General features: G+C 67.7%; 22 protein-coding genes and 1 tRNA gene. 15 read left to right on the top strand and 8 right to left on the bottom strand.

Going from position 1 to position 22071, the window contains the following annotated elements:
* The first annotated feature begins 72 nt into the window (after positions 1–72).
* Together ACZ5YD_RS10685 and ACZ5YD_RS10690 are read left to right on the top strand one after the other, a co-directional pair.
* A complete protein-coding gene (locus ACZ5YD_RS10685; RefSeq protein WP_379743276.1) occupies positions 73–963 on the top strand; it encodes an NAD+ synthase in 891 nt (296 codons plus the stop codon).
* 121 nt (positions 964–1084) lie between these two features.
* A tRNA-Gly gene (locus ACZ5YD_RS10690) sits at positions 1085–1155 on the top strand.
* A 303-nt stretch (positions 1156–1458) separates the two neighbouring features.
* Here ACZ5YD_RS10690 and ACZ5YD_RS10695 read toward each other — a convergent pair.
* Complete coding sequence (locus tag ACZ5YD_RS10695; protein WP_379743272.1) at positions 1459–2370, bottom strand: acyltransferase; 912 nt, start codon at positions 2368–2370, stop codon at positions 1459–1461.
* 205 nt (positions 2371–2575) lie between these two features.
* Here ACZ5YD_RS10695 and ACZ5YD_RS10700 point away from each other — a divergent pair, with 205 nt between their 5' ends.
* From ACZ5YD_RS10700 to ACZ5YD_RS10710, 3 genes are all read left to right on the top strand, one after another.
* Positions 2576–3637 carry an aldo/keto reductase gene (locus ACZ5YD_RS10700; RefSeq protein WP_379743268.1) on the top strand — a complete coding sequence of 354 codons (1062 nt, stop codon included), beginning with the start codon at positions 2576–2578 and terminating at the stop codon, positions 3635–3637.
* A gap of 529 nt (positions 3638–4166) precedes the next feature.
* Positions 4167–4922 (top strand): coenzyme F420-0:L-glutamate ligase, encoded by a 756-nt coding sequence (locus ACZ5YD_RS10705; RefSeq protein ID WP_379743265.1) that lies wholly within the window; start codon positions 4167–4169, stop codon positions 4920–4922.
* 41 nt (positions 4923–4963) lie between these two features.
* Complete coding sequence (locus ACZ5YD_RS10710) at positions 4964–5977, top strand: 5,10-methylenetetrahydromethanopterin reductase (RefSeq protein WP_379743262.1); 1014 nt, start codon at positions 4964–4966, stop codon at positions 5975–5977.
* 1 nt (position 5978) lies between these two features.
* On the opposite strand, the gene ACZ5YD_RS10715 is transcribed toward ACZ5YD_RS10710, so the two are convergent.
* Positions 5979–6200 (bottom strand): hypothetical protein, encoded by a 222-nt coding sequence (locus ACZ5YD_RS10715; RefSeq protein ID WP_379743260.1) that lies wholly within the window; start codon positions 6198–6200, stop codon positions 5979–5981.
* Positions 6201–6324: 124 nt separating this feature from the next.
* Between ACZ5YD_RS10715 and ACZ5YD_RS10720 the strand changes: the two genes are divergently transcribed.
* The 5 genes from ACZ5YD_RS10720 to ACZ5YD_RS10740 all read left to right on the top strand — a co-directional run bounded on the left by ACZ5YD_RS10720 (position 6325) and on the right by ACZ5YD_RS10740 (position 12036).
* Positions 6325–8106 (top strand): site-2 protease family protein, encoded by a 1782-nt coding sequence (locus ACZ5YD_RS10720; protein ID WP_379743257.1) that lies wholly within the window; start codon positions 6325–6327, stop codon positions 8104–8106.
* Positions 8107–8215: 109 nt separating this feature from the next.
* Positions 8216–9706, top strand: coding sequence for a tRNA guanosine(15) transglycosylase TgtA (gene tgtA / locus ACZ5YD_RS10725; protein WP_379743254.1), 1491 nt, complete (start codon positions 8216–8218; stop codon positions 9704–9706).
* A 66-nt stretch (positions 9707–9772) separates the two neighbouring features.
* Positions 9773–10996 (top strand): proteasome-activating nucleotidase Pan2, encoded by a 1224-nt coding sequence (gene pan2 / locus ACZ5YD_RS10730; protein WP_379743251.1) that lies wholly within the window; start codon positions 9773–9775, stop codon positions 10994–10996.
* Between the two features lie 63 nt (positions 10997–11059).
* Positions 11060–11554, top strand: coding sequence for a pyruvoyl-dependent arginine decarboxylase (locus ACZ5YD_RS10735; protein ID WP_379743248.1), 495 nt, complete (start codon positions 11060–11062; stop codon positions 11552–11554).
* 98 nt (positions 11555–11652) lie between these two features.
* Positions 11653–12036 carry a DUF5811 family protein gene (locus ACZ5YD_RS10740; protein WP_379743245.1) on the top strand — a complete coding sequence of 128 codons (384 nt, stop codon included), beginning with the start codon at positions 11653–11655 and terminating at the stop codon, positions 12034–12036.
* Positions 12037–12077: 41 nt separating this feature from the next.
* Here the strand turns inward: ACZ5YD_RS10740 and infB are convergent, their stop codons facing one another.
* Positions 12078–13871, bottom strand: a complete 1794-nt coding sequence (gene infB / locus ACZ5YD_RS10745) for a translation initiation factor IF-2 (RefSeq protein WP_379743242.1) — start codon at positions 13869–13871, stop codon at positions 12078–12080.
* 189 nt (positions 13872–14060) lie between these two features.
* Between infB and ACZ5YD_RS10750 the strand changes: the two genes are divergently transcribed.
* Together ACZ5YD_RS10750 and ACZ5YD_RS10755 are read left to right on the top strand one after the other, a co-directional pair.
* Entirely contained in the window at positions 14061–14306 is a 246-nt protein-coding gene (locus ACZ5YD_RS10750) for a PRC-barrel domain-containing protein (protein ID WP_379743239.1), read from the top strand.
* Positions 14306–14764: an NOB1 family endonuclease gene (locus tag ACZ5YD_RS10755; RefSeq protein WP_379743236.1), complete on the top strand. Its 459-nt coding sequence runs from the start codon at positions 14306–14308 to the stop codon at positions 14762–14764. Before ACZ5YD_RS10750 ends, ACZ5YD_RS10755 begins: the two co-directional genes overlap by 1 nt.
* 33 nt (positions 14765–14797) lie before the next feature.
* Here the strand turns inward: ACZ5YD_RS10755 and ACZ5YD_RS10760 are convergent, their stop codons facing one another.
* Positions 14798–17011 carry an ATP-dependent DNA helicase gene (locus ACZ5YD_RS10760; RefSeq protein WP_379743233.1) on the bottom strand — a complete coding sequence of 738 codons (2214 nt, stop codon included), beginning with the start codon at positions 17009–17011 and terminating at the stop codon, positions 14798–14800.
* 144 nt (positions 17012–17155) lie between these two features.
* Between ACZ5YD_RS10760 and upp the strand changes: the two genes are divergently transcribed.
* Both upp and ACZ5YD_RS10770 read left to right on the top strand, forming a co-directional pair.
* Positions 17156–17833 (top strand): uracil phosphoribosyltransferase, encoded by a 678-nt coding sequence (upp, locus tag ACZ5YD_RS10765; RefSeq protein WP_379743230.1) that lies wholly within the window; start codon positions 17156–17158, stop codon positions 17831–17833.
* A gap of 132 nt (positions 17834–17965) precedes the next feature.
* Entirely contained in the window at positions 17966–18190 is a 225-nt protein-coding gene (locus tag ACZ5YD_RS10770; RefSeq protein WP_379743227.1) for a DUF7569 family protein, read from the top strand.
* Positions 18191–18398: 208 nt separating this feature from the next.
* Here ACZ5YD_RS10770 and ACZ5YD_RS10775 read toward each other — a convergent pair whose 3' ends face one another.
* From ACZ5YD_RS10775 to htpX, 4 genes are read right to left on the bottom strand one after another with little or no spacing between them, the layout of a single operon-like run.
* Complete coding sequence (locus ACZ5YD_RS10775) at positions 18399–19031, bottom strand: IMPACT family protein (RefSeq protein WP_379743224.1); 633 nt, start codon at positions 19029–19031, stop codon at positions 18399–18401.
* Positions 19032–19037: 6 nt separating this feature from the next.
* Complete coding sequence (locus ACZ5YD_RS10780; protein ID WP_379743221.1) at positions 19038–19487, bottom strand: hypothetical protein; 450 nt, start codon at positions 19485–19487, stop codon at positions 19038–19040.
* Between the two features lie 5 nt (positions 19488–19492).
* Positions 19493–20098: a PspA-associated protein PspAB gene (gene pspAB / locus ACZ5YD_RS10785; protein ID WP_379743217.1), complete on the bottom strand. Its 606-nt coding sequence runs from the start codon at positions 20096–20098 to the stop codon at positions 19493–19495.
* Between the two features lie 41 nt (positions 20099–20139).
* Positions 20140–21012, bottom strand: coding sequence for a zinc metalloprotease HtpX (htpX, locus tag ACZ5YD_RS10790; RefSeq protein ID WP_379743214.1), 873 nt, complete (start codon positions 21010–21012; stop codon positions 20140–20142).
* 105 nt (positions 21013–21117) lie between these two features.
* Between htpX and lipA the strand changes: the two genes are divergently transcribed.
* Positions 21118–22059: a lipoyl synthase gene (gene lipA, locus ACZ5YD_RS10795; protein WP_379743211.1), complete on the top strand. Its 942-nt coding sequence runs from the start codon at positions 21118–21120 to the stop codon at positions 22057–22059.
* The last annotated feature ends 12 nt before the right edge of the window (positions 22060–22071 follow it).

Raw genomic sequence — 22071 nt, forward strand, 5'->3', positions numbered from 1 at the left:
GTATGTTCGTTATATTCTCGTCCAAGTCGGTGATTGGCGATCCAGAACACGCGGACTCATCGGAGGTCCCGGATGGGTGACTTCAGGATGACGGACGCCGGTCCCGTTCCGATCGGGGATGGCCGCGGAGGACGCTCCGAACTCGCGGACCCCGGGAGGGTTGGCGACGTCCTCGACGTCGCGACCCTCGACGCTCCCGACGCCCAACGTGACCTGATCGTCGGCTTCATCGCCGATCGGGTTCGGGAGGCGAACGCCGACGGCGTCGTCGTGAACATGAGCGGCGGACTCGACTCCACGGTGACCGCGGCGCTCGCGACGGCCGCGCTCGGGCCCGAGCACGTCTACGGGCTGATCTTCCCCTGTAACAAGACCGGTGCGGTCAACGCTCGGGACGCGGAGGGCCTCGCCGAGGCGCTCGGGATCGAGCACGACACCGTACACCTCCAGCCGCTTTTCGCCCAGTTCGGAAGCCTCGTTCCCGACCGATTCGATCTGCACGACGAGCCGGCGCTCACGGGAAACCTCATCGCTCGACTCCGGATGTCGATGGCCTACCTCGCCGCCAACGCGACGGATCGTCTCGTGATCGGTACGACGAACCGGAGCGAACGGCTCCTCGGGTACCTCACGAAACACGGCGACGGCGCCGCCGATCTGCTGCCGATCGGCCACCTCTACAAGACCGACGTTCGTGCGCTTGCCGACTCCCTCGACGTCCCCGAATTCGTCACCGAAAAGCGTCCGACGGCGGGATTCCTGCCGGGACACTACGATCGCGACGATCTCGGCGCCCCCTACGACACGGTCGACGCGGTGTTGGCGCTCGCCGTCGATGCCGGGATGGATGCGGACGCGATCGCCGATCGGATCGACGTCAACGAGGAGGTCGTCTCGAGACTGCTCGACCGCCACGACTCGACCGACCACAAGCGGTCGACGCCGCCCATCCCCTCGCGGTAGCTACCCGGCCGCCCGGACGCTCGGCCGCCCGGACGCTCGTTCACCTCGCGGTTCCCGATCGGCTCGAACGTCCGGTGAAGCGCTACGTTCAAGTGCGATCGGTCGATACACCTCGATGCACGCGCCGTTGGTCCAGTGGTAGGACAGAGCCTTCCCAAGGCTCTAGCCCGGGTTCAATTCCCGGACGGCGCATTTTCCGAACGGAGTGAGGAAATTCGCCAACGGGAATTGAACCCTGGGAGTCGCAGTCCCGGAACGGCTGAGCGGAGCGAGGCCGCACGCCCGGACCGCCTCCCTCTGGTTCAATTCCCGGACGGCGCACTCCTTGCGGTCGTGTCCCGTCCGACGTCCCGCTCGCTTCGCTCACGGGACTCCCGGACGGCGCATTTTCCGAACGGAGTGAGGAAATTCGCCAACGGGAACTGAACCCCGGGAGACGCGGGCCCGGAACGGCCGATCTGCCCGTGACGGCGTCCCCGTCTCGAACTCGTTCGGTCAGTCCTGCTCGTCGGGCCGGGTGAGGTCGCGTTTGAACTCGTCGAACGGGTCCAGATCGTCGGGAAGGTCGAACTCGATCTCCCGCTCCTCCTGTCGGCTCTGCAGTCGGCCGTCCTCGAGGTCCTTCGCCTCGGATTCCCATCCCGGCTTCACCCGAATGCTCTTTGCGGGCATCCCGACGACGATGTGGTGGTCCGGCACGTCGCCTTGGACCACGGCGCGCGCACCGACGACGCTGTTTTTCCCGATCCGACAGCCTGCACGGACCATGGAGTCGTAGGTGACGCGCGCGTCGTCGCCGATCTCCGTGTGGAAGTTCCGGATCGCGGTCTGGTCGACGATGTCGTGGTCGTGGCTGTAGACGTGTGCGCCGTCGGAGATCGACACCCGATCGCCGATCGTCAGCCGGCCCCGGTCGTCGAGGTGGACGTCGTCGTGGATCACGACGTTGTCGCCGATCTCGATGTTGTGTCCGTAGGTGAAGGTGATCCCCTTGAAGAACCGACAGTCGTCGCCGCACTCGGCGAAGAGGTGTTTGCCGAGCATCTGTCGGAACCGCAACGCGAAGTGGATGTTGTCGGCCATGGGCGTCGCGTCGAACTGCCGCCAGAGCCACTGGAGGTACTTCGATCGGCGGAACGCCTCCTCGTCCTTTTCGGCGTAGTACTCCGACTCCAGCGTGGCGTTGCAGGGATCGTAACTCTGGAGGCGAACCTGCTCGGCCGGGGAGACGCGCTCGCCGGCCTGCCACGCCTCCCACGCCTCGCGATCCCCGTGGAGATCGATCAGGACGTCCCTGACGACCTCACAGGTGTCCTCCTCCGAGGAGAGGCGTTCGTCGACCTCGTCGATGAGGGCCTGAACGCCGGCCTCGGCCGCGTCGGGGAGGGACACGTGTCGCTTTGTCATCGCCGACTGTTCGACACCGATCCACAAAGGAATTCGGTTGTGCGACGATCTCGACACACCGATCACTCGCGTGTTTTTGAACCCGCAATCCCGGTGCTCTCGTGGCCGATGCGGTTCGCGTCGCCCTCTCGTGATCCACCACGCTTCGGTCGCTCCTCACGATCGAACCACACGCGCTAAGTGGGTCGATCCCCTACGAACGCGCATGCACTACCGCGAGCTCGGAGACTCCGGCGTCGAGGTCAGCGAGGTCGGCTTCGGTGCCTGGGTCGTCGGTACCGATTGGTGGGGCGACCGCAGCGAGCAGCAGGCGATCGACATGGTGCGTCACGCCCTCGATCGAGGGATCACCTACTTCGATACCGGCGACGTCTACGGCCACGGCGACTCCGAGGAGCTCGTCGGGAAGGCGCTGGCGGAACACCGCGACGAGGTCACGCTCGCGACGAAGATCGGCTACGACTTCTACGACAATCCGCAGGCCGGCCACGGCGAACTCCCGAAGGAGCTGACCCCCGAATACCTCCGTGAGGCCCTCGATCGATCCCTCGATCGGCTCGGCACCGACCACGTCGAGTTCCTCCAGCTACACAACGCCAACGTCGACGAGGTGACGCCCGAGGTGCGCGACGTCCTCCGCGAGTTCAAAGCCGACGGGCGCGCCGAGGCGATCGGGTGGGCGCTCGGTCCGTCGATCGGCTGGCTCGCCGAGGGTGACGCCGCGATCGAGGACGACGTCTTCGACGCCGTCCAGACGGTCTTCAACCTCCTCGAGCAGGACCCCGGCATGCACTTTCTCGAGACGGTTCGCGAGCTCGATTCCGACACCTCGATCCTGGCGCGGGTTCCCCACTCGTCGGGGCTACTCAACGAGCAGGTCACGCCGGAGACGGAACTCGGCGACGACGACCATCGGTCCCATCGACCGACCGAGTGGTACGAGACCGGGTGGGAGAAGGTCGAAGCGCTCCGATTCCTCGAGCGTGACGGCGATCGCACGATGGGCCAGGCGGCGATCCGGTGGTTGCTTCACAACGACGAGGTCGCCTCGGTGACGCCGACGTTCCGGACGACGGCCGACATTGACGAGTGGGCCGAGGCCAGCGAGGTGCCGCCGCTCTCCGCGCAGGAGTACGACCGCGTCCAGGAGCTGTACGCCTCGAACTTCGAGATCGACCGGTTCGACGGCATGGACGCGCTTCGGACCTCCGTCGACGGCGAGGACATCGAGGCTGCGGGGCTGGACAAGCGAGCCGCCTCGTACTGACCGCTCGGCGGAAGTGGCGAACAGCCGGCGCTTCTTCCGATCCACGACGGGCCGCCGGACACCCGCCTCGGCCGTCGTGGGCGATCGCTCAGATCACTCGACGGGAGTGGTGCTGGCTTCCGATATATACCTTCGTCAAGTCGTCGACCTCGCGTCGTCCGATCCCGGCTCTCCCGTCGTCGAATCGCGGATCCCTCCGTCCGATCGTCGACCTTTCCGGTTCCCGTCGAAACCCGACGACTGAAGTCCATCGTCTCGGAGAGAACCCACTTTCGCTCCGCTCTTCGATGACGGCGTTTCGCGACGGTCCAACCGGAAACGGGCGGCTCGGAAAAAACCCATCGTCACACGGGGCTCGGTGGGGGTAACCCCTCGTCACCGCCGCCCGGTGGTGATAGGGATCCGCGGACCTTCAGTCGACCGATCCGTCGGAGACCGAGTTCGGAACTCGTCTCCGTTGACGCGATCGTGTTCGTCTCCCGTCTCCGCTACCGTCGGGGTTTTGACCGCGCACTCGAAACCGGACCGTATGGAACTGTTCGCGGTTCCGGATCTCCCCGAGGTCCGCGAGGGCGACGACCTCGCCGGCATGATCGCCGACCGGGTCGATCTGCGTCCCGACGACGTCGTGTGTGTGGCGAGCACGGTCGTCTCGAAGGCCGAGGGACGCGTCTGCGACTACGACGCGTTTCCGGCCGGACCTCGCGCTCGCGAGATCGCGGCGAGCCTGGAGGAGGTCACCGGCGAGCCGAAGGACCCGCGCTTCGCCCAGGCGGTCCTCGAGGAGTCGGTCGAGATCCTCCTCGAGTCGCCGTTTCTGCTGACGGCCACGCGCTTCGGCCACGTCGGCGTCAACGCCGGGATCGACCGGTCCAACGTCCCGGACGGCGATCTCCTGTTGCTTCCGGAGCGTCCCTCCGAGAGCGCGGCACGGATCCGATCGGGGATCGACGCGGACCGCGTCATCGTCACGGACACCTGCGGGCGACCGTTTCGCCACGGCCAACGCGGGGTCGCGATCGGGTGGTCGGGACTTCCGGCCAGCCGCGACTGGCGAGGCGAAGCCGACCGCGACGGCAGGGAACTCGGTGCCACGGTCGAGAACGTGATAGACGAGCTGGCCGCGGCCACGAACCTGGTCGCCGGCGAGGGCGACGCCGGCACGCCGGCCGTCGTCGTTCGCGGGTTCGAGTTCGGCGACCACGAGGGATCCGACGCGCACTTCCGTGAGGTCGACGGCGACCTCGTTCGTCGGGCGATCCGCGAGTGGTCCACCGAGGCGTGAATTCCCGCGGCAGCTGAAACCGCTACTCACACACTTCAGACATGTTCGGAATCGAACTCACCCCGGAACACGAGCTGGATCGACTGGTCGACCTCGGCGTCGCCGCCGAGGCGGCCGGCTACGACGCGGTCTTCGCGACGTGTCACTACAACAACCGTGATCCCTGGGCGTTCCTCTCCCGGCTCGCGCTCGAGACGGAGACGGTGCGGGTCGGACCCGGGGTGGTGAATCCCCTGGAGACCCACCCCGTGACGCTCGCCTCCCGGGTCGCGACCCTGGATGAGGCTTCCGGGGGTCGAGCCCTGTTCGGGGTCGGGCCCGGCGACCCGTCGACGCTTCGGAACCTCGGGCTCTCCGACGGGCGGGGACTTCGTCCCGTCCTCGAGGCCTTTCGGATCGCGAGACGGCTCTGGGACGGAGACCGGGTCGATCACGATGGCACCTTCGAGGCGGCCGACGCCGGACTCAATTACCGGCCGCCACAGGGAGCCGACATCCCGGTTCTCGTCGGCGGGGAGGGACCGCACATGTGTCGGATGGCGGCCAAACACGCGGACGGGCTCCTGTTCAACGGTTCGCATCCGGCCGACCTCGGCTGGGCGCGCGACCGGGTCGAAGAGGGACTCTCACAGCGCTCGGACTCCCGCGGAGGGTTCCATCTCCTGGCGTACGCGAGCGTCAGCGTCGCCGAGAACGCGGATGCTGCCCGCGAGGCCGCCCGTCCTGCCGTGGCGTTCATCGCCGCCGGCGCCGCGCCGCCCGTCCTCGATCGCCACGGGATCGACGCCGACACGGCCGAGGCGATCGGCGACCGAATCAGCGCCGGCGAGTTCTCCGCGGCGTTCGAGGCCGTCACCCCGGCGATGATCGACGCCTTCTGTATCGCGGGGACGCCGGCGGACGTCGCGGACCGCGGGGAGGCCATCCTCGAGCACGCCGACGGGATCGTGGTCGGATCGCCGCTCGGTCCCGACCTCGAGGACGCCGTCGATCTCGCGGCGACGGCGCTCGGGGACGTCGTGGATGGCTCGTCCGGTTCGGAACCGCCGACTTAGTTCACTCGCCGAGCGACGGGAACTGGATGCCGACCTCGTTCGCCAGCGCGCCGACGGCCAGGTAGGCGATGGCGACCACGGAGCCGACGATCAACAGCTGTCCGACCAGGAAGGAGACGATCGAGAGCGGATCTCCGCCCGCGACAACGTTCTCGAGGAAGATGTTCGCGAGTCGCGGGACGCCGCCGACGAGCTCGGTGATGAACTCCACCGGTGTGTACATGTGGGCGGCTACGGCGTGGGGGGTCCTAACTGCTGTGGAACGTCTCGAGCGGGACACCGTGGCCCGACGGCACGTCACTTCCGCAACCGAACCCCTTTCCCCCTCCGGCGGCCAAGACGGACCAATGAGTACCCTGTTTTGGATCCTCTCCGGGGTTCTCGCCTACACCGCGATCGCGATGTGGCTTCGCAACCGCGGCGCGTTGCCGGAGTCGGTCCGGATCTCCGGTCCCCTGACGACGATCCACACGACCCGGGGTCGAGCCCTTCTCGACCGGCTCGCCCGCCCGAAGCGCTTCATCCGGGCGATCGCCAATCTCGGCGTCGGCGTTGCGCTCGTGGTCATGGCCGGCACGTTCCTGCTTTTGATCTTCAACGCGATCGAGATCCTCTCGAACCCGCCCGCCCCGACCGGGATCAACACGCCCCAGAACGTCCTCATCATCCCCGGCGTCAACGACTTCCTCCCGCTTACGGTCGCCGTCGAGATCGTCTTCGGATTGCTCGTTGCGCTCGTCGTCCACGAGGGGGCTCACGGCCTGCTCTGTCGCGTCGAGGACATCGAGATCGACTCGATGGGCGTCGCGCTCTTCACCCTCCTGCCGATCGGCGCCTTCGTCGAGCCCGACGAGGAGTCCACGAAGCGGGCCGACCGCGGGGATCGGACCCGGATGTTCGCCGCGGGCGTCACCGCGAACCTCATCGTCGTCATCGTCACCTTCGGCCTGCTCTTCGTTCCGATCGCCGGCGCGGTGTCGGTCGCGCCGGGCGCCGCGGTCGGCGGCGCCTACCCCGGCTCCCCGGCCGCGGAGTCGGGAATCGGGTCCGGCGATCGGATCGTCGCCGTCGACGGAACCCCGGTCGAGACCCCCGACGAACTCCGGGACGTGCTCTCGGAGAACCCGAACGAGCGCGTCACGGTCGCGCTCCACGACGGCCGCGAACGCGTCGTCGACCGCCGGCTGCTCGTGACCGGCGTCGCCGCGGTCTCGCCGCTCGCGGGGGAGAACGGGCTCTCCGCGAACGACACCATCGCCGCCGTCGACGGCGAGCCGGTTCGGACCGAGGCCGCCCTCCGCGAGGCCGTTCGCGACGGGGACGTTCACACCTTCGAGACCGCGAACGGAACCACGGTCGAGGGACCGGCCGGCGCCCTCGTCGCGGTCGTTCCGGACGCCCCCTTCGACGCCGCCGGCGCGCCGGCCGGCGAACACGTGGTCATCACCGCGGTCGGCGACGAGCGCGTCGTCGACCAGCGCGGCTTGAGCGAGGCGATCGACGCGCGCGCCGCGAACGAGACGGTCACGATCGTCGCCTACCGCGACGGCGAGCGAGTTGAGTACGACGTCGAGCTCGGATCGATCGCCGCCGCCGACGGCACCGACGACGACGGAGCCTACCTCGGCGTTCAGATCGCCGGCGGGGTAAGCGGCGTGACCGCCGACAGCCTCGGAGTCCGGTCGTATCCGGCGGGACAGTACCTCTCGATGTTGACCGGCTCCGCGAGCGACTCGCTCGTTGGGACGCTGCTTCTCGTGACGGTTCTTCCCTTCTACTCCATCGTCGATCCGGCTACCGACTACAACTTCGCGGGATTCGTCGGGACGAACGTCCCGTTCTACGAGGTCTCGGGCCCGCTTTCCGTTCTCGGCGATCCGGCCGTCTTCCTCGCCGCGAACCTGCTGTTTTGGACCGGCTGGATCAACCTCCAGCTCGCCTTCTTCAACTGCATCCCCGCCTTCCCACTGGACGGGGGACGCATCCTCCGGACCGCGACCGAGGCGGTCGTCTCCAGGCTCCCCGTGAGCTCCAAATCCGAGCTCACCCGAGCGATCACGACCGCGATCGGCGTGACGATGCTCGCGGCGCTGTCCGTGATGCTGTTCGGTCCGATGCTGCTTCAGTGAGCGGCCGACCGTCGGTGGTCGTTCGGGGACCACGGTCGGTTCGATCGGAACGTGACCCGCGTCCCGGGTGGAACGCAACCCTTACCGCTCGGGGGCGTGGAGACGGCACATGCGCGAGCACTTCGAGATACGGGCCCACGACGGGGCCGCCCGGATCGGCTCCCTGACGGTTCCCCGGGCCGGCGTCGACGTCGAGACGCCCGCGCTGTTGCCCGTCGTCAACCCGAACGTGCTCACGATCGACCCCTCCCGGCTCCGTTCGACCTTCGGCGTCGACGTCCTGATCACCAACTCCTACATCATCCACAGCACCGACCGGGTCCGCGAGCGCGCACTCGAGGAGGGACTCCACGACCTCCTCGGGTTCGACGGCGCGATCATGACCGACTCCGGATCCTTCCAGCTCGCCGAGTACGGCGACATCGACGTGACGACGGCGGAGATCCTCGAGTTCCAGCACGCGATCGGGTCGGACATCGCCACCCCGGTCGACGTCCCGACCCCTCCCGACGTCGACCGCGAGCGCGCGGCGGCCGAACTGGAGACGACCGAGACCGCGCTCGCCGACGCGGCCGCGGTCGACACCGGCGACATGCTCGTGAACGCCCCGGTTCAGGGATCGACGTATCCCGACCTCCGCGAGCGCGCCGGTCGCCACGCCGCGTCCACCGACTTGGACGTCTTCCCGGTCGGCGCGGTCGTGCCGTTGATGAACGGCTATCGGTACGCCGACGTCGTCGAGGTCGTGATGGGCGCCAAACGCGGGCTCGACCCCGATTGTCCGGTCCACCTGTTCGGCGCCGGCCACCCGATGATGCTCGCGCTCGCGGTCGCGTGCGGCTGTGACCTCTTCGACTCGGCCGCCTACGCGCTCATGGCCCGGGACGGCCGCTACCTCACGGTTTCGGGGACCGAACACCTCGAGGACCTCGAGTATCTCCCCTGTTCGTGTCCGGTGTGTTCACAGCACGCGCCGGCGGACCTCCGATCGCGAGGGGACACCGAGCGCGAGCGACTGCTCGCCGAGCACAACCTCCACGTCACCTTCGCCGAGCTTCGCCGCGTCAAACAGGCGATCCGGTCGGGGAACCTCCTCGGACTCGTCGAGCGCCGCGCGCGTGGGCATCCCGCGATGTGGGACGGCTACCGGGCGCTCCTGGATCACCGCGGCGAGCTGGAGCGGACGGACCCGGTCTCGAAGGGGACCTTCTTTTCGGTCTCCGCGGATTCGCCGTCCCGTCCGGAGGTCGAGCGACACCACGACCGGCTCGGTCGGCTCACGGTGCCCGACCGCCTGCTCGTGACCGAGTCGAAGCCCCCCTCGGATCACGACTACGACGCGGTCTGGCGGATCCGTCCGCCGTTCGGTCCCTACCCCCCCGCGCTCTCCGAGACGTATCCGCTGACCGCGGAGGTCCCCGAACGCCCCGACGTCGCCGCGGAGCGGGCCGCCGCCGAGGGCGTCGCACGACTCGCTCGCGAACACGCACACGCGAGCGTCACGCTCGCTCACGACGACTGGGACCCCGCCGCGCTCTCGGCGGTTCCGGAGGCGGTCGAACTGGAGGACCTCTCGCGGCTCGGCCGATCGAACGGATGAGCGTGGTCAAAAAATCAACCGTGACCCAAAGGCACATTTACGCGCGAACCCAATCGTCCACAACGAATGTCCCACAGTCCGTCACTTCCGGATCGACCCCGACTCGACCTCGATCCGGAGATGAGCGAGGCCGAGCGACTGGAGGCGATCCGCAAACACTTCGCCCGGATCGTCCAGGTGAACGACGAACTCGAGGACCGCCTCGAGGACGCGGAGAGCCAACGCGAGGACCTGAAGGACGACGTCGACTCGCTGAAACGCGAGAACGAGGTGCTCAAGACCTCCTCGCTGTACGTCGCGTCGGTCGAGGAGATCACGGACGAGGGCGTCGTCATCAAACAGCACGGCAACAACCAGGAGGTCCTCACCGAAACCGCCTCGCGGCTCGAGGCGGACCTCGAACCGGGCGATCGCGTGGCCATAAACGACTCGTTTTCGATCCAGACGGCCCTCGACGACGAGACGGACGCCCGCGCACAGGCCATGGAGATCCAGGAGTCCCCGGACGTCGAGTACGCCGACATCGGCGGGATCGACGAGCAGATCCGCGAGGTTCGAGAGGCCGTCGAGGACCCCCTCGAGAACCCCGAGATCTTCGACGCCGTCGGGGTCGATCCGCCGAGCGGCGTGCTGTTGCACGGTCCGCCGGGCACCGGCAAGACGATGCTCGCCAAGGCCGTCGCCAACGAGTCGGACGCCACCTTCATCAAGATGGCCGGCTCCGAGCTCGTCCGGAAGTTCATCGGCGAGGGCTCCAGGCTCGTCCGTGACCTCTTCGAGCTCGCCGCCGAACGCGAACCCGCCGTCATCTTCATCGACGAGATCGACGCCGTGGCCGCAAAGCGGACCGACTCGAAGACCTCCGGGGACGCCGAGGTCCAGCGGACGATGATGCAGCTGCTCTCGGAGATGGACGGCTTCGACGAGCGCGGGGAGATCCGGATCATGGCGGCCACCAACCGCTTCGACATGCTCGATGAGGCCATCCTTCGTCCCGGTCGCTTCGACCGGCTCATCGAGGTGCCGAAACCCGGCGTCGAGGGGCGCGAGCGAATCCTCGAGATCCACACGGAGGACATGAACGTCGACGACGACGTCGACCTCTCGGCGGTCGCCGCCGACCTCGAGGACAAAAGCGGCGCCGACATCGCCTCGCTGGCCACCGAGGCGGGGATGTTCGCGATCCGCGACGACCGCACGGCCGTCCGGCGCGGCGACTTCGAGGACGCCCTCGAGAAGCTGGAGGACGCGGACGAGGTCGCGGACCGAAACGTCCACTACCAGTACTGATCCCTGCGGTCCCCGGCCACCCGTTTCGTAACCCCTTAGCGGCGCGGCGGCCTACCTCCGGCGATGGCATCGATCCACGTCGCCGGCGGCGTCGGCGTCGCCCCGACGGAGATGGCGGCCTACGACGCGGCGCTCGCGGACGCGAACCTCCACGATTACAACCTCGTGACGGTCTCGTCCGTCGTCCCCGCCGACGCGACCGTCGAGCGCGTCGAGCACGCGCCCGATCTGGGTCCGGCCGGGAACCGCCTTACCGTCGTTCAGTCGAAACGGGTGGTCGGCCCCGACGAACTCGACGCCGACGACGCGCCGGCGGAGATCGTCGCGGGACTCGGGTGGACGACCGGTCCGGGTCCCGGGCTGTTCTACGAGGTCTCGGGCACTGACCCCGAAGCCGTCAGGAAGCGGATCCACGAGGGGCTCGATGCCGGCGGCGAGCTTCGCGACTGGGAGCTTCCCGATCGCGAGCTCCACCTCGAGTCGGCGGTTCCCGTCGCCGACGCGCACACCTGCGTCGTGGTGCTCGCCGCCTACGGCCACTCCGATCCGATCGTCTGAGCCGTTCCCTCTCCACGGTTGCCCGCGACGCCGGCTCGATCCGATCGCGATCGCCGACGCCTTTTTCACCGTCCTGTCCGTATCGATCCCACCCCTCAATGAACGGCAACAACCCGTATGCCGGACCCCCAGGCGTGACCGCGGCCGGCGAACCGGAGACGCCGCCCGTCGACCTCTCGGCCACCCAGGAGCGCGAGCTCCGAAGCGCGGTCGCCGGGATCGTCACCCAGACCGAATCGTACCTGCCCGACAGCTACGTCGTCGGGTCGGAACTGTCCGTCGGAAGCGACGGCCCGCAGGCGACGGTCGCGGTCAATCCCCCGGCCGGCCACCCGGTCTCGGCCGGGTTCACCCCCGACCCCGAGGACCTGGACGCGGGACTCGAGAAGACGGAAACCGACGAGGTCGCGAAGGGCCTCGCGGCGAGCGCCGCGCTGCAGGTCATGAACGCCATCGGCGACCTCACGCCGACGGCGAAGTGACGCGGGGCGGAACCCCCTCGATCGAACGAGACGGTCCCGTTCTACTTGCCCCAAAAGGGGTCCCTGCTCCGGCGTTTGTCGAGGTAGCCGTGAAGCGCCTCGAGTTCGTCCGCCGGAATCTCGTCCGAGAGCTCCTGTTCGAGGATCTTCGCGTGCTTTTCGGGTAGCTCCGTCCAGAGCACGTCGCCCTCCTCGATCTGTCGGCCCACGGTGGGCCCGTCGATGGCGACGCTCACGCGCTCGCCCGCCCGCGCCTCCTCGACGTCCTCGCCCTGGTTTTGGATCCCCGACAGCTGGCCGATCCGATCCGGCTCGCCGTTTCCGAACTCCACGACGTGACGGTTGTTCTGGAGGGTCCCCGCGAGCACCTCGACGCCGACGACGGCGGGGTCGTTCTGTCTGAAGGTGTGGTCCGGAAGCAGCCGAAAGCGCGCCGGACGCACGATCTTGTCGAGCACCGTCTCCTGTTTCGAGCGCTCGCGCTCCTCGACGAACGTCTCGTACTCCTCTATCAGCTGGTAGATGACGTCGTCCGAGAACAGCTTGACGTCGGCCGCCTCCAGCTCGTCGCGGGCGCTCGCGAGGAGATCGACGTTGAAGCCGAGGATCGCCTTGTGCTCCTCCTGGTTGGCCGTCTCCGCGATCGCGACGTCCCGCGGCGCGATGTCGCCGACCTCCGCGCGCATGATCGGGATCTCCGCCTCCTCGAGCGCGCTCGCCATGGCCTCGAGGGACCCGAGCGTATCGGCTTTGATCACGACGCCGTCCTCTCCGGTCTCGACGTCGATCTCCTCGAGTTCCGCCTTCACCTCGGCGACGACGTCGTCGACGTCCCGGTCCCGGACCACGCGGACCGGGGCGCCGGCCATGGCGTCCTCGAGTCCCGGAGCCGCGATCTTCACGCCCGCGGCCGCGGCGACCTCCTCGACCCGCTCGAACTGCTTTTCGGTGCGGATCTCCGCGAGCGGCTTCGGCTGCAACAGCGCCCGAATGTCCGTGACGATGGGCTCGTTCTGTCCGCCGATGACGACCCGATCGTTCGTGCGGATCACCCCGTCGTAGATCACGGCGTCGACGGTCGCGCCGAACCCGCGCTCCTCTTTGACCTCGAGGACCGTCCCGACGCCCGGCCCCGCGACGTCGATCGCCATCTCCTCGCGCATGAACCGCTGGGAGAGGCCCATCAACACGGTGAGAAGGTCGGGGATTCCCTCGCCGGTCATCGCGGAGACGGGAACGACCCCGATGTTCTTCTGGAAGTCCTGAACCCGCCAGTAGAGATCGGCGGAGAAGCCGGCATCGGAGAGCTCGCCGATGAGCGAGTAGAGGTTCTCGTCGAGTCTCGACCGTGCCCGCTCGGATTGGGCCTCGTAGGTCACCTGGGTCGGCCGCCCCTCGTTCGGGTTCCACCCGGGCGTGGTGTCGATCTTGTTGGCGGCGACGACGAACGGCGTCCCGGTCCGCCGAAGGATGTCGATCGCCTCCTCGGTCTGCGGCTGGAAGCCGTCGTTGACGTCGACGACGAGCACCGCGATGTCCGCGAGCGCCCCGCCACGCGCGCGAAGCGTCGAAAACGAGTGGTGTCCGGGCGTGTCGATGAACAGGAGGCCGGGGAGATCGAAGTCCTCGGGCTGGACCAGCTCGCCGGCCATCGAGGAGATCGTCGAAAGCGGGATGTCCGTCGCGCCGATGTGTTGGGTGATCGCGCCCGCCTCGCCCTCGCTCACGGCGGAGCCGCGTATCTTGTCGAGCAGGCTCGTCTTTCCGTGGTCGACGTGGCCGAGCACGGCGACGATCGGCGTTCGAAGGGTGTCGGGATGTGTATCGTCGGTCATGAGAATCGCCCCGAGAAGGCCGGTATATCGTCTTCGAGTCGGGGACGCCAGTTAAGTGTTTCAAAACGTCGAGGAGCCACGAACTCCGTCCTCGCGGGTCCTATCGCACCGCGTCGATCCGCGCCGCGCGTTCGTCGGCCGTCTGACGCCCCCGTGGCGTTTAAGGTGGACGGCCGGGTTCCTTCGAACATGGTCGAAATCCTCGCGGAGAACCTCTCCGGCAAGGCGGTCATGGGCTCGGACGGCACCGAACTCGGCGACCTCTACAACATCACGATGGATCTGAAGACGGGCGAGCTCAAACACCTGCTCGTCTCGCCGCACGAACAGCTCGATCCGAGCCGCAGCGGCTTCTCCACCGACGAACGAGGCCGCCTCGAGGTGCCGGTCGGAGCCGTCCAGGCGGTGAAGGACTACATCGTCGTTTCGCGCTGATGCAGGTCCTCGACTCCTCCGCGTTCATCCACGAATACCGCACGGAGGAACCGACCGCGTCGGTCCCCGAGGTCCACGAGGAGCTCTCGGGCGGCCACGCGCTCCGGTTCGACGCGATGGAGGGATCGGGCATGCACGTCCACGTCCCCGCCGACGACGCGATCCGCCGCGTCCGACGGGCCGCCCGCGAGTCGGGCGACGCCGACGTCCTCTCCGAGACCGACGTCCGCCTCGTCGCCTCCGCCTTCGAGCTCGACGCCACCCTCGTCACCGACGATTACGCGATGCAGAACGTCGCCGAACGGCTCGACGTGGCGGTGAACCCCATCGACCGTGAGGGGATCACCGAGGAACGCGAGTGGCTCTTTCAGTGTGCGGGCTGTGGTCGCACCTTCGATGACGAGGCCGATCGCTGTCCGGTCTGTGGGAGCGATCTGACACGAAAGAACCCGAGCTGATCGCGCTCGTGGGGCGATTCGAGGGGTCCGCGTTCACGGCTCCGGCGGAGATCCCCCGTAGGCGTCGTGGTCCCCGTAGAAGTTCAACATCCCGAACTTCACCTTCTCGGGCGATACGTCGATCAGCTCCTCGCGCTCCTCCGGCGGGAACCGCCCCCGGACCGAGTACTTGCCCATGTCCGCGCTCGTGTAGCGTCGGTCCGCGAGGATCCGCACGCCGAAATCGTCGGGTCCTCGAACCACCCGTCCGAGCGCCTGCCGGGTCTTGCGGACCGTCGGCACCTCGACGGCGTAGGTCCACCCCGGATCGCGTCCGGGCGAGGCGTCCGCGAACGCGCGGTCGTAGGCCTCCTGGACGGCCTCCATTCGGTCGTCGAGGTGGGGATACGGCACGCCGATCACGATCGCCGTCCGGGCGTCGCCGTCGTCGAAGCTGACGCCCTCGGCGAGCGTCCCCCAAAGCGAGGTGAAAATCGCGGCGTTCTCGCTCCCGACGAGCCGTCGTCTCAGCTCCTCCGCGTCCTCCCCGGGGCGATCGAGCAACAGGGTCCCGAGCGGGTCGTCTCCCGTTGACTCCGGGTCGGTCGGCCCTCCGTCCATCCCGCTTTGGAGCCGTTGGTGGTACCGCTCCGCCTCCGAGTACGACGGGAAGAACGCGAGCGTGTTCCCCGGGGTAAACCGGATCGCGTCGCGAAGTAGGTTCGCGATCGTCTCTTGAACCTCCGAATCCGACCGATCCGCGGCGAAAAGGGGCGGCGTGTCCACCGCGTAGGTCAGTCGGTTCTCCTCGGGATACCCCATTCCGTAGGCCATCGTGGCGACGTCCTCTAAGCCGAGCACCTCCGAGGTGACCTCGAAGGGGCGAAGCGTCGCGCTCATCAACACGGAGGAGGCGACCTCCTCGAACAGCTCGCTCGTCACGTCCCGCGGGATGCAGGTGTACAGCTCCGCGCGCCCGTAGACCTCCTCCGTGGTCTCGTTGCGTCGGACGGAGACGACCGGATACTGGCCGAGTTCGGTCCCCTCCTTCATCCACGTGGCGACGAACCGCGCGGCCTGTAACGTCTGTGACTCCCTGCGCGTCGTGGTCTCGCCCTCGCGATACTGCCGGTCGTACTCCTCCTCGAGGGCGCGCCCCAGCTGGACGGCGAGTTCGGCCTCGACGTCGATCCCGCGTCCCTCATAGCGGTTCAAGAACGCGAGCGTGAGGTCGTCGCGCCGGTCGTCGTTGTCGATCGGGACGTCCTCCCAACGGTCGCCGACGGTCGCCGCGGCCCCGTAGCCGAACGACTCCTCGTAGGTCTCCACGAGCGCCTCGTTGAACGCCGACAGCACGTTCTCCGCCGCCTCCGCTCTGGAGTCGTCCACCTCCTCGAGCTCGTCGAGCGCCGATTCGAGGGTGTTCTCCGTGAGCGTCCGCGTCGCGTGCTCGCGTGCGGCGTCCTCGACGTTGTGCGCCTCGTCGAACACCGTGAGGATCTCGCTCGGCTCCCGGTCGATCCACCGGAAGAACTGCTCTCTGATCGTCGGATCCAGCAGATGGTGGTAGTTGCAGACGACCAGATCCACCCCCTCCATGCCCTCCTTCAGGAGCTCGTAGCCGCACAGCCCCCGCTCGTCGGCGTACTCGTAGACCTCCTCCGGAGTGCGAACGTCCTCGAAGAGCCACTCGAAGAACGCGTCCGTATCGCGCGTGAGGTTCGCGTGATAGCGGTCACAGACGTTCGACGACTCGACCTCCTCGAGTTCCGATTCGACCTCCTCGAGCTCCTCCATCACGGCTTCGCGTGCCGCCGCCGCGTCGTCGTTCCCCTCGCGGCTCTCCGCGAGCAGCTCCTGCTGGCGTCGCTCGAGTTCGGCCCTGTCGGATTCGCTCTCGACGAGCGAGCGCGTCGCGTCCCGAAGCGTCTGGCACTCCCGGTAGTCGACGTCGATGTGGCACATCGACGACTTCCCCTTGAACACGACCGCCCGGATCGGCTCGGTTCGGGTGATCGCCCGCGCGTCCTCGACGAACTGGCGCATCTGCTGGTGGACGTTGGTCGTGATGACCACGGTCCGATCGTGTTCGCGCGCATACTCGAGGGCGGGCACGAGCGCGGAGAGGGTCTTTCCGGTCCCCGGCGCGCCCTCGAAGAGCACGTCCTGGCCGCGCGAGAGCGCGTTCGCTATCCGATCCATCGCCTCGCGCTGGTTCGGATAGGGCTCCTCGTAGGGGAAGAACCGCAGGTACGCCGGGTCTGACACGTTCCCGGGTTGGTCGTCATCGAGTAAAAGGGGTCGGGTGCCTCGGCGGAAGTGGTTCGACGCCGACAAACACGTCCGGCTCTCGGTCTCCCCGGGAGCGTGAAACCGGGTCGTTAAAGATTCGGCGGGCGGAAATCGCCGACGATGACGATCGAAGACCGCGATGACGCCTACCTCATCACGCACGCGTTGGCGAAGGACACCCTCTCGCGGCTCCGGGACGTCGAGACCGAACAGGTCGCCTTCCGGAAGGGGCTCGTCAAGCTCGGCCGCATCTGCGGGTACGAGATCATCGACGGCGCCATGGAGACGGAGTACGTCCCGGTACACACCCCGCTCGCCGAGACGACGGGCGAGCGCGTGAAGGGCCTCGACGACGTCGTGATCATCAACGTCCTGCGCGCCGCGACCCCCTTCGTCGAGGGGCTGTTGAAGGCGTTCCCGCGGGCGAAACAGGGCGTCATCTCGGCCGGCCGCGACGAGGAGGCCGGAATGAACGACGACGGCGAGTTCCCGATCACGATCGACTACGTCAAGCTCCCGGAGATCACCGAACGCGACACCGTCATCGTCGCCGACCCGATGCTCGCGACCGGCTCGACGATGTCCGCGGTCCTCGACCACGTCCTCAGCGAGGCCGACGGGTTCGAGAACCTGTTCGTCCTCTCGGCCGTCTCCGCCCCCGACGGGCTCGTTCGCGTCGGCGAGGCGGTCCCCCAGGCCGACCTCCTCACCGTCGCCATCGACGACCGGCTCGACGAGGACGGCTTCATCGTCCCCGGCCTCGGCGATGCGGGCGACAGGGCGTTCCGAACGACGTGACCGCCGTTTCGAACGACGTGACCACCGTTCGACGTGATTCATCGATCGCCCTGAACGGTCGGTCTTCATCCCGCGGTTGCTGAGTCCCGATCCCTCCTCCCCTTTTAAGTCGAAGCCGGTCGAGGTGCCGGTATGAGCGACACGGAGGCCGACGCCCCCTGTAGCGCCTGCGGGGACCCGACGCCGGACGCGCTCTCGCGAACCGTCCGATTGAGCGTGGACCGGGCGAACATCGACACACAGCGGCTCTGTCCGGACTGCTTCGCCGAATGGATCGCACGTTACCAACGCGAGATGGAGACGGAGACGGATCCCGTGGATGGCGGCGGTGATCACTCGGACATCATCGTCGACTGATCGGCGGCTCGGCGACGCCTTTCCGCCGGAGGTTTATCACCGATCGCGACCCAGCCGCCGCGTGTCCTGAGACCTCCCCCGCGGCGAACGAGGCGGGTGCGTGATACACCGCCGCGGGAACGATTTGGACGACGACGTGTCGCCCCGACGTATCACCTGCTCGCCATCGCTTCCCGCGAAATCCTGACTCCGTCGCGATCGTGATCGGTTACTCCCCGATCTCGATGCGCCCGCTCGTCGCGCTTCGCAGGCGGTCCTCGAGCTCCTCGGCGTCGTCGATCGGCACTCGAACCTCGAAGGAGACGTCCTCGCCGTAGGTCGCCTCGAAGTCGGCACCGGTCGACTCGAGGATCCCGCGAACCGTCCCGGAGTCGTCGTAGACGCACTCCAGGTCCAGTTCCCGAGCGGGCTCCTCCTCGATCACGCCCGCGGCCTCGATCGCCTCCTTCGTCGCTCGCGAGTAGGCCCGAACGAGCCCGCCGACCCCGAGGTTCGTCCCGCCGTAATAGCGAGTCACTACCACGACGGCGTTGCGGATCTCCTCCCCCTGGAGCACGTTCAAGCAGGGCTTTCCGGCGGAGCCGCTCGGCTCCCCGTCGTCGCTCGCGTACTCGCGAAGCATCGCCTCGCTCTCGGGCGAACCCCTGTCCGAGGAATCGTCCGGAACGCGATATGCCGGCACGTTGTGCGTTGCGTCCGCGAACTCCGCCTCGATGGTCTCGACGAACGCTTCCGCGTCCTCGACGGAGGCGGCCGGTGAGGCGTGGCCGATGAACTCCGATCCGCGGACCTCGAAGGCGGAACGCGCCCGTCCGGCGACCGTCCGGTACGGTTCGACCATCGTCGGCTATCCCTCCCGCCTCCCCTCGCGTCGACGCTCGAGGGCGACCCGCGTCGGCGGCGCCAGCCGGTAGAGCGCCGCGAACGCCAGGACGCCGACGATCTCGGCGAGTTTGGAGACGATCGCGTACGGGTCGGCGAGGAACGCCTCGACCGGTGCCGACCGATGCCACACGAGAAACCCGAGCAGGAACGTCGAGAGCGTTCCGGCACCGAGCGCGTACAGCCGCCGGTACTCGCCGCCGCGGAACGTGGCCACGGCGATCGCGAGCGTGAACGCCGCCGCGAGCACGAATATCGGTGCTCGTTGACCGTCTCCGCTCCGGAGCCGCGGCCACGCCCACAGCACGTGGGCCGCCGCCGAGAGCAGGCTCGCCTGGATCGCGACGAGTCGGAGCGCGCGTTTTCGCCCCGACCGTTCGATCCCCCCTCGTCCCGTCGAGTCGTCGTCGGTCACGCACGTCACTCCCACGGATGACGTCCCGGCGCGTCCGGCCACAACGGGTACCAGTAGGACTCGTCGTCCTCGACGCCGAGTTCGCCCTCGAGCACCGACCGGAGCTTGAACTCGACGCGCTCGTCGCGGTCGTGGTCTCCGTCCGGGACGAACGGGTAGTAGCTCCCGCGTCGGAACGAGTAGATCCAGTAGGCGCGCCGCTCCTCGTTCTCGAACCCGAAGACTGCGGCGAGTAGCCGCGATCCGAACCCGGATTCGACGAACGTATCGGCGGCGAAGTGAACGCTCGTCACCAGGTCCTCCGGATCCTCGTCCTCGAGGACGAACCACCGGTACCCGTGTTCGTCTGCGTGCTGGTGGTACCCGGTTCCGGTCTCGTCCTCGCCGGCGCCGAGGATCGCCTCGACCTCCTCGACGGCGTCGCCGAAGGCGGTCGAGTCGACGTCGGAGAAACAAAGCGCCGCCTCCCCGACGTGGTCGTACCCGAGGTCCGCCTGCATCGTCATGTACGCGGTCGACATGCCGAAGAGGTCCTCCGGATCGGCCTCCCGGGTCGCGTCCGATTCCGCGTTCGTGCCGAGGACCGACCGGATCGTCTCGAAGAGTCCCATCTACTGACCGTGGATTCGTGCCCCGGGGATTAGGGCCTTTCTCACGCCGTTTCCATCTCGCGTTCGAGCTCGCGGAGCCGCTCGACGCGTCGCTCGGTCGGGGGGTGGGTGCTCGCCAGCTTGCCGATGATGCCGGACCGGATCGGGATGATGAAGAACGCGTTCATCTCGGCCTCCTGCCGGAGGTCCTCCTTGGGAACGCGATCCATCCGACCGTCGATCGAGAGGAGGGCGGACGCGAGTGCGCTCGGGTTCCCGGTGATGCTCGCGGCCCCCCGGTCCGCGGCGAACTCGCGGTACCGCGAGAGCGCGCGGATCAGCAGGAACGAGACGACCCAGATGACGAGCGAGACGGCGATCGCCACCCACACAGGTGGGGCGTTTCGGTCGTTGCCGCCGAAGAGCCATCCCCACCGCACGACGAAGAAGGCGATGGTCGAGAGGAACGACGCGATGGTCATCACCATCACGTCGCGGTTCTTGACGTGTGCGAGCTCGTGGGCGATCACGCCCTCCAGCTCCTCCTGTGAGAGGGTGTTCGTGAGCCCGGTCGTGACACAGACCGTCGCGTTCCGCTGGTTGCGTCCGGTCGCGAACGCGTTCGGAACCTGCGTGTCGGCGATCGCCACGGCCGGCTTCGGGAGGTCCGCCTGTTGGCTCAATCGTTCGATCGTCCGGTGGAGTTCCGGCGCCTCCTCCGGCTCGACGGTTCGAGCGCCCATGCTCCTGAGCGCGAGCTTGTCGCTGTAGTAGTACTGGATGAACGAGAACGCGCCCATGAAGACGATCGCTCCGCCCATGCTGATCATCCCCGTCTCGAGCAGGAACGCGATGAAGACGAGATAGAGGGCGAAAAGCAGGAACATGGTCAACGCCATCCTGCCTCTCAGACCCCAGTCGGTGCTCCACTGCATACCCGCGGATAATCGTCGCAGGTGGTAAAGGTTGCCGAAGCCGGGAGCCCCCACCGCCTCCGCACCGACCCGCACGCTTTTGGCGGCTCCGGCCCAGGATCGACCATGAGCAGTAGGCGGCGCAAACCGGACTGGCTCAAGATGCGGCCGCCCGCCGGGAGACGGTTCACGGAGATCCGATCGACGCTTCGCGACCGGAACCTCAACACGGTCTGTGAGGAGGCGAACTGTCCCAACCTCGGCGAATGCTGGTCGGGCCGCGACGGACCCGGTACGGCCACGTTCATGTTGATGGGCGACCGCTGTTCTCGCGGCTGCAACTTCTGTGACGTCGAGACCGGCGGGATGGAGCCCCTCGATCCGGAGGAGCCGGCGAACGTCGCCGAGGCAGTCGCGGAGATCGGTCTCGAGTACGTGGTCCTCACGTCGGTCGATCGCGACGATCTGGAGGACGGTGGATCGGCACACTTCGCCGAGACGATCCGGGCGATCAAGGAACGCGACCCGGGAATCCTCGTGGAGGTACTCATCCCCGACTTCGGCGGCGATCCCGACGCGATCGACCGGATCGTCGAGGCGGGACCGGACGTCATCGCCCACAACGTCGAGACCGTCGAACGCCTCCAGTGGCCGGTTCGCGACCGCCGGGCGAACTACGAGCAGTCGCTTCGCGTGCTCGAGCGCGTGAATCGAACCTCCGAGATCCACACCAAGACCAGTCTGATGCTCGGGCTCGGCGAGTACGACCACGAGGTCTACCGGGTGCTCTCGGACCTGCGTGAGATCGGCGTCGACGTCGTCACCTTCGGCCAGTACCTCCGCCCCTCCCGATCCCATCTCGCCGTCTTCGAGTACGTCCATCCGGACGTCTTCGAGACGTGGCGACGCGTCGCCGAGGAGGAGTTCGGATTCCTCTACTGTGCTTCGGGCCCCATGGTTCGGTCCTCCTACAAGGCGGGCGAGCTGTTCGTCGACGCGCTCGTACGCGAGGGGCGCTCCGTCGAGGAGGCACGCCGCCGGGCACGGGCGGCCGCCGGCGGGAGTTGAACTCGGATCTCC

Source organism: Halopenitus salinus (genome assembly GCF_055397165.1).

What these genes read in the sequence shown, in the direction of transcription:
- ACZ5YD_RS10685 (WP_379743276.1), top strand. Translation starts at nt 73, where the DNA reads ATGGGTGACTTCAGGATGACGGACGCCGGTCCCGTTCCGATCGGGGAT.
- ACZ5YD_RS10695 (WP_379743272.1), bottom strand. Translation starts at nt 2,370, where the DNA reads ATGACAAAGCGACACGTGTCCCTCCCCGACGCGGCCGAGGCCGGCGTT.
- ACZ5YD_RS10700 (WP_379743268.1), top strand. Translation starts at nt 2,576, where the DNA reads ATGCACTACCGCGAGCTCGGAGACTCCGGCGTCGAGGTCAGCGAGGTC.
- ACZ5YD_RS10705 (WP_379743265.1), top strand. Translation starts at nt 4,167, where the DNA reads ATGGAACTGTTCGCGGTTCCGGATCTCCCCGAGGTCCGCGAGGGCGAC.
- ACZ5YD_RS10710 (WP_379743262.1), top strand. Translation starts at nt 4,964, where the DNA reads ATGTTCGGAATCGAACTCACCCCGGAACACGAGCTGGATCGACTGGTC.
- ACZ5YD_RS10715 (WP_379743260.1), bottom strand. Translation starts at nt 6,200, where the DNA reads ATGTACACACCGGTGGAGTTCATCACCGAGCTCGTCGGCGGCGTCCCG.
- ACZ5YD_RS10720 (WP_379743257.1), top strand. Translation starts at nt 6,325, where the DNA reads ATGAGTACCCTGTTTTGGATCCTCTCCGGGGTTCTCGCCTACACCGCG.
- tgtA (WP_379743254.1), top strand. Translation starts at nt 8,216, where the DNA reads ATGCGCGAGCACTTCGAGATACGGGCCCACGACGGGGCCGCCCGGATC.
- pan2 (WP_379743251.1), top strand. Translation starts at nt 9,773, where the DNA reads ATGTCCCACAGTCCGTCACTTCCGGATCGACCCCGACTCGACCTCGAT.
- ACZ5YD_RS10735 (WP_379743248.1), top strand. Translation starts at nt 11,060, where the DNA reads ATGGCATCGATCCACGTCGCCGGCGGCGTCGGCGTCGCCCCGACGGAG.
- ACZ5YD_RS10740 (WP_379743245.1), top strand. Translation starts at nt 11,653, where the DNA reads ATGAACGGCAACAACCCGTATGCCGGACCCCCAGGCGTGACCGCGGCC.
- infB (WP_379743242.1), bottom strand. Translation starts at nt 13,871, where the DNA reads ATGACCGACGATACACATCCCGACACCCTTCGAACGCCGATCGTCGCC.
- ACZ5YD_RS10750 (WP_379743239.1), top strand. Translation starts at nt 14,061, where the DNA reads ATGGTCGAAATCCTCGCGGAGAACCTCTCCGGCAAGGCGGTCATGGGC.
- ACZ5YD_RS10755 (WP_379743236.1), top strand. Translation starts at nt 14,306, where the DNA reads ATGCAGGTCCTCGACTCCTCCGCGTTCATCCACGAATACCGCACGGAG.
- upp (WP_379743230.1), top strand. Translation starts at nt 17,156, where the DNA reads ATGACGATCGAAGACCGCGATGACGCCTACCTCATCACGCACGCGTTG.
- ACZ5YD_RS10770 (WP_379743227.1), top strand. Translation starts at nt 17,966, where the DNA reads ATGAGCGACACGGAGGCCGACGCCCCCTGTAGCGCCTGCGGGGACCCG.
- ACZ5YD_RS10775 (WP_379743224.1), bottom strand. Translation starts at nt 19,031, where the DNA reads ATGGTCGAACCGTACCGGACGGTCGCCGGACGGGCGCGTTCCGCCTTC.
- pspAB (WP_379743217.1), bottom strand. Translation starts at nt 20,098, where the DNA reads ATGGGACTCTTCGAGACGATCCGGTCGGTCCTCGGCACGAACGCGGAA.
- htpX (WP_379743214.1), bottom strand. Translation starts at nt 21,012, where the DNA reads ATGCAGTGGAGCACCGACTGGGGTCTGAGAGGCAGGATGGCGTTGACC.
- lipA (WP_379743211.1), top strand. Translation starts at nt 21,118, where the DNA reads ATGAGCAGTAGGCGGCGCAAACCGGACTGGCTCAAGATGCGGCCGCCC.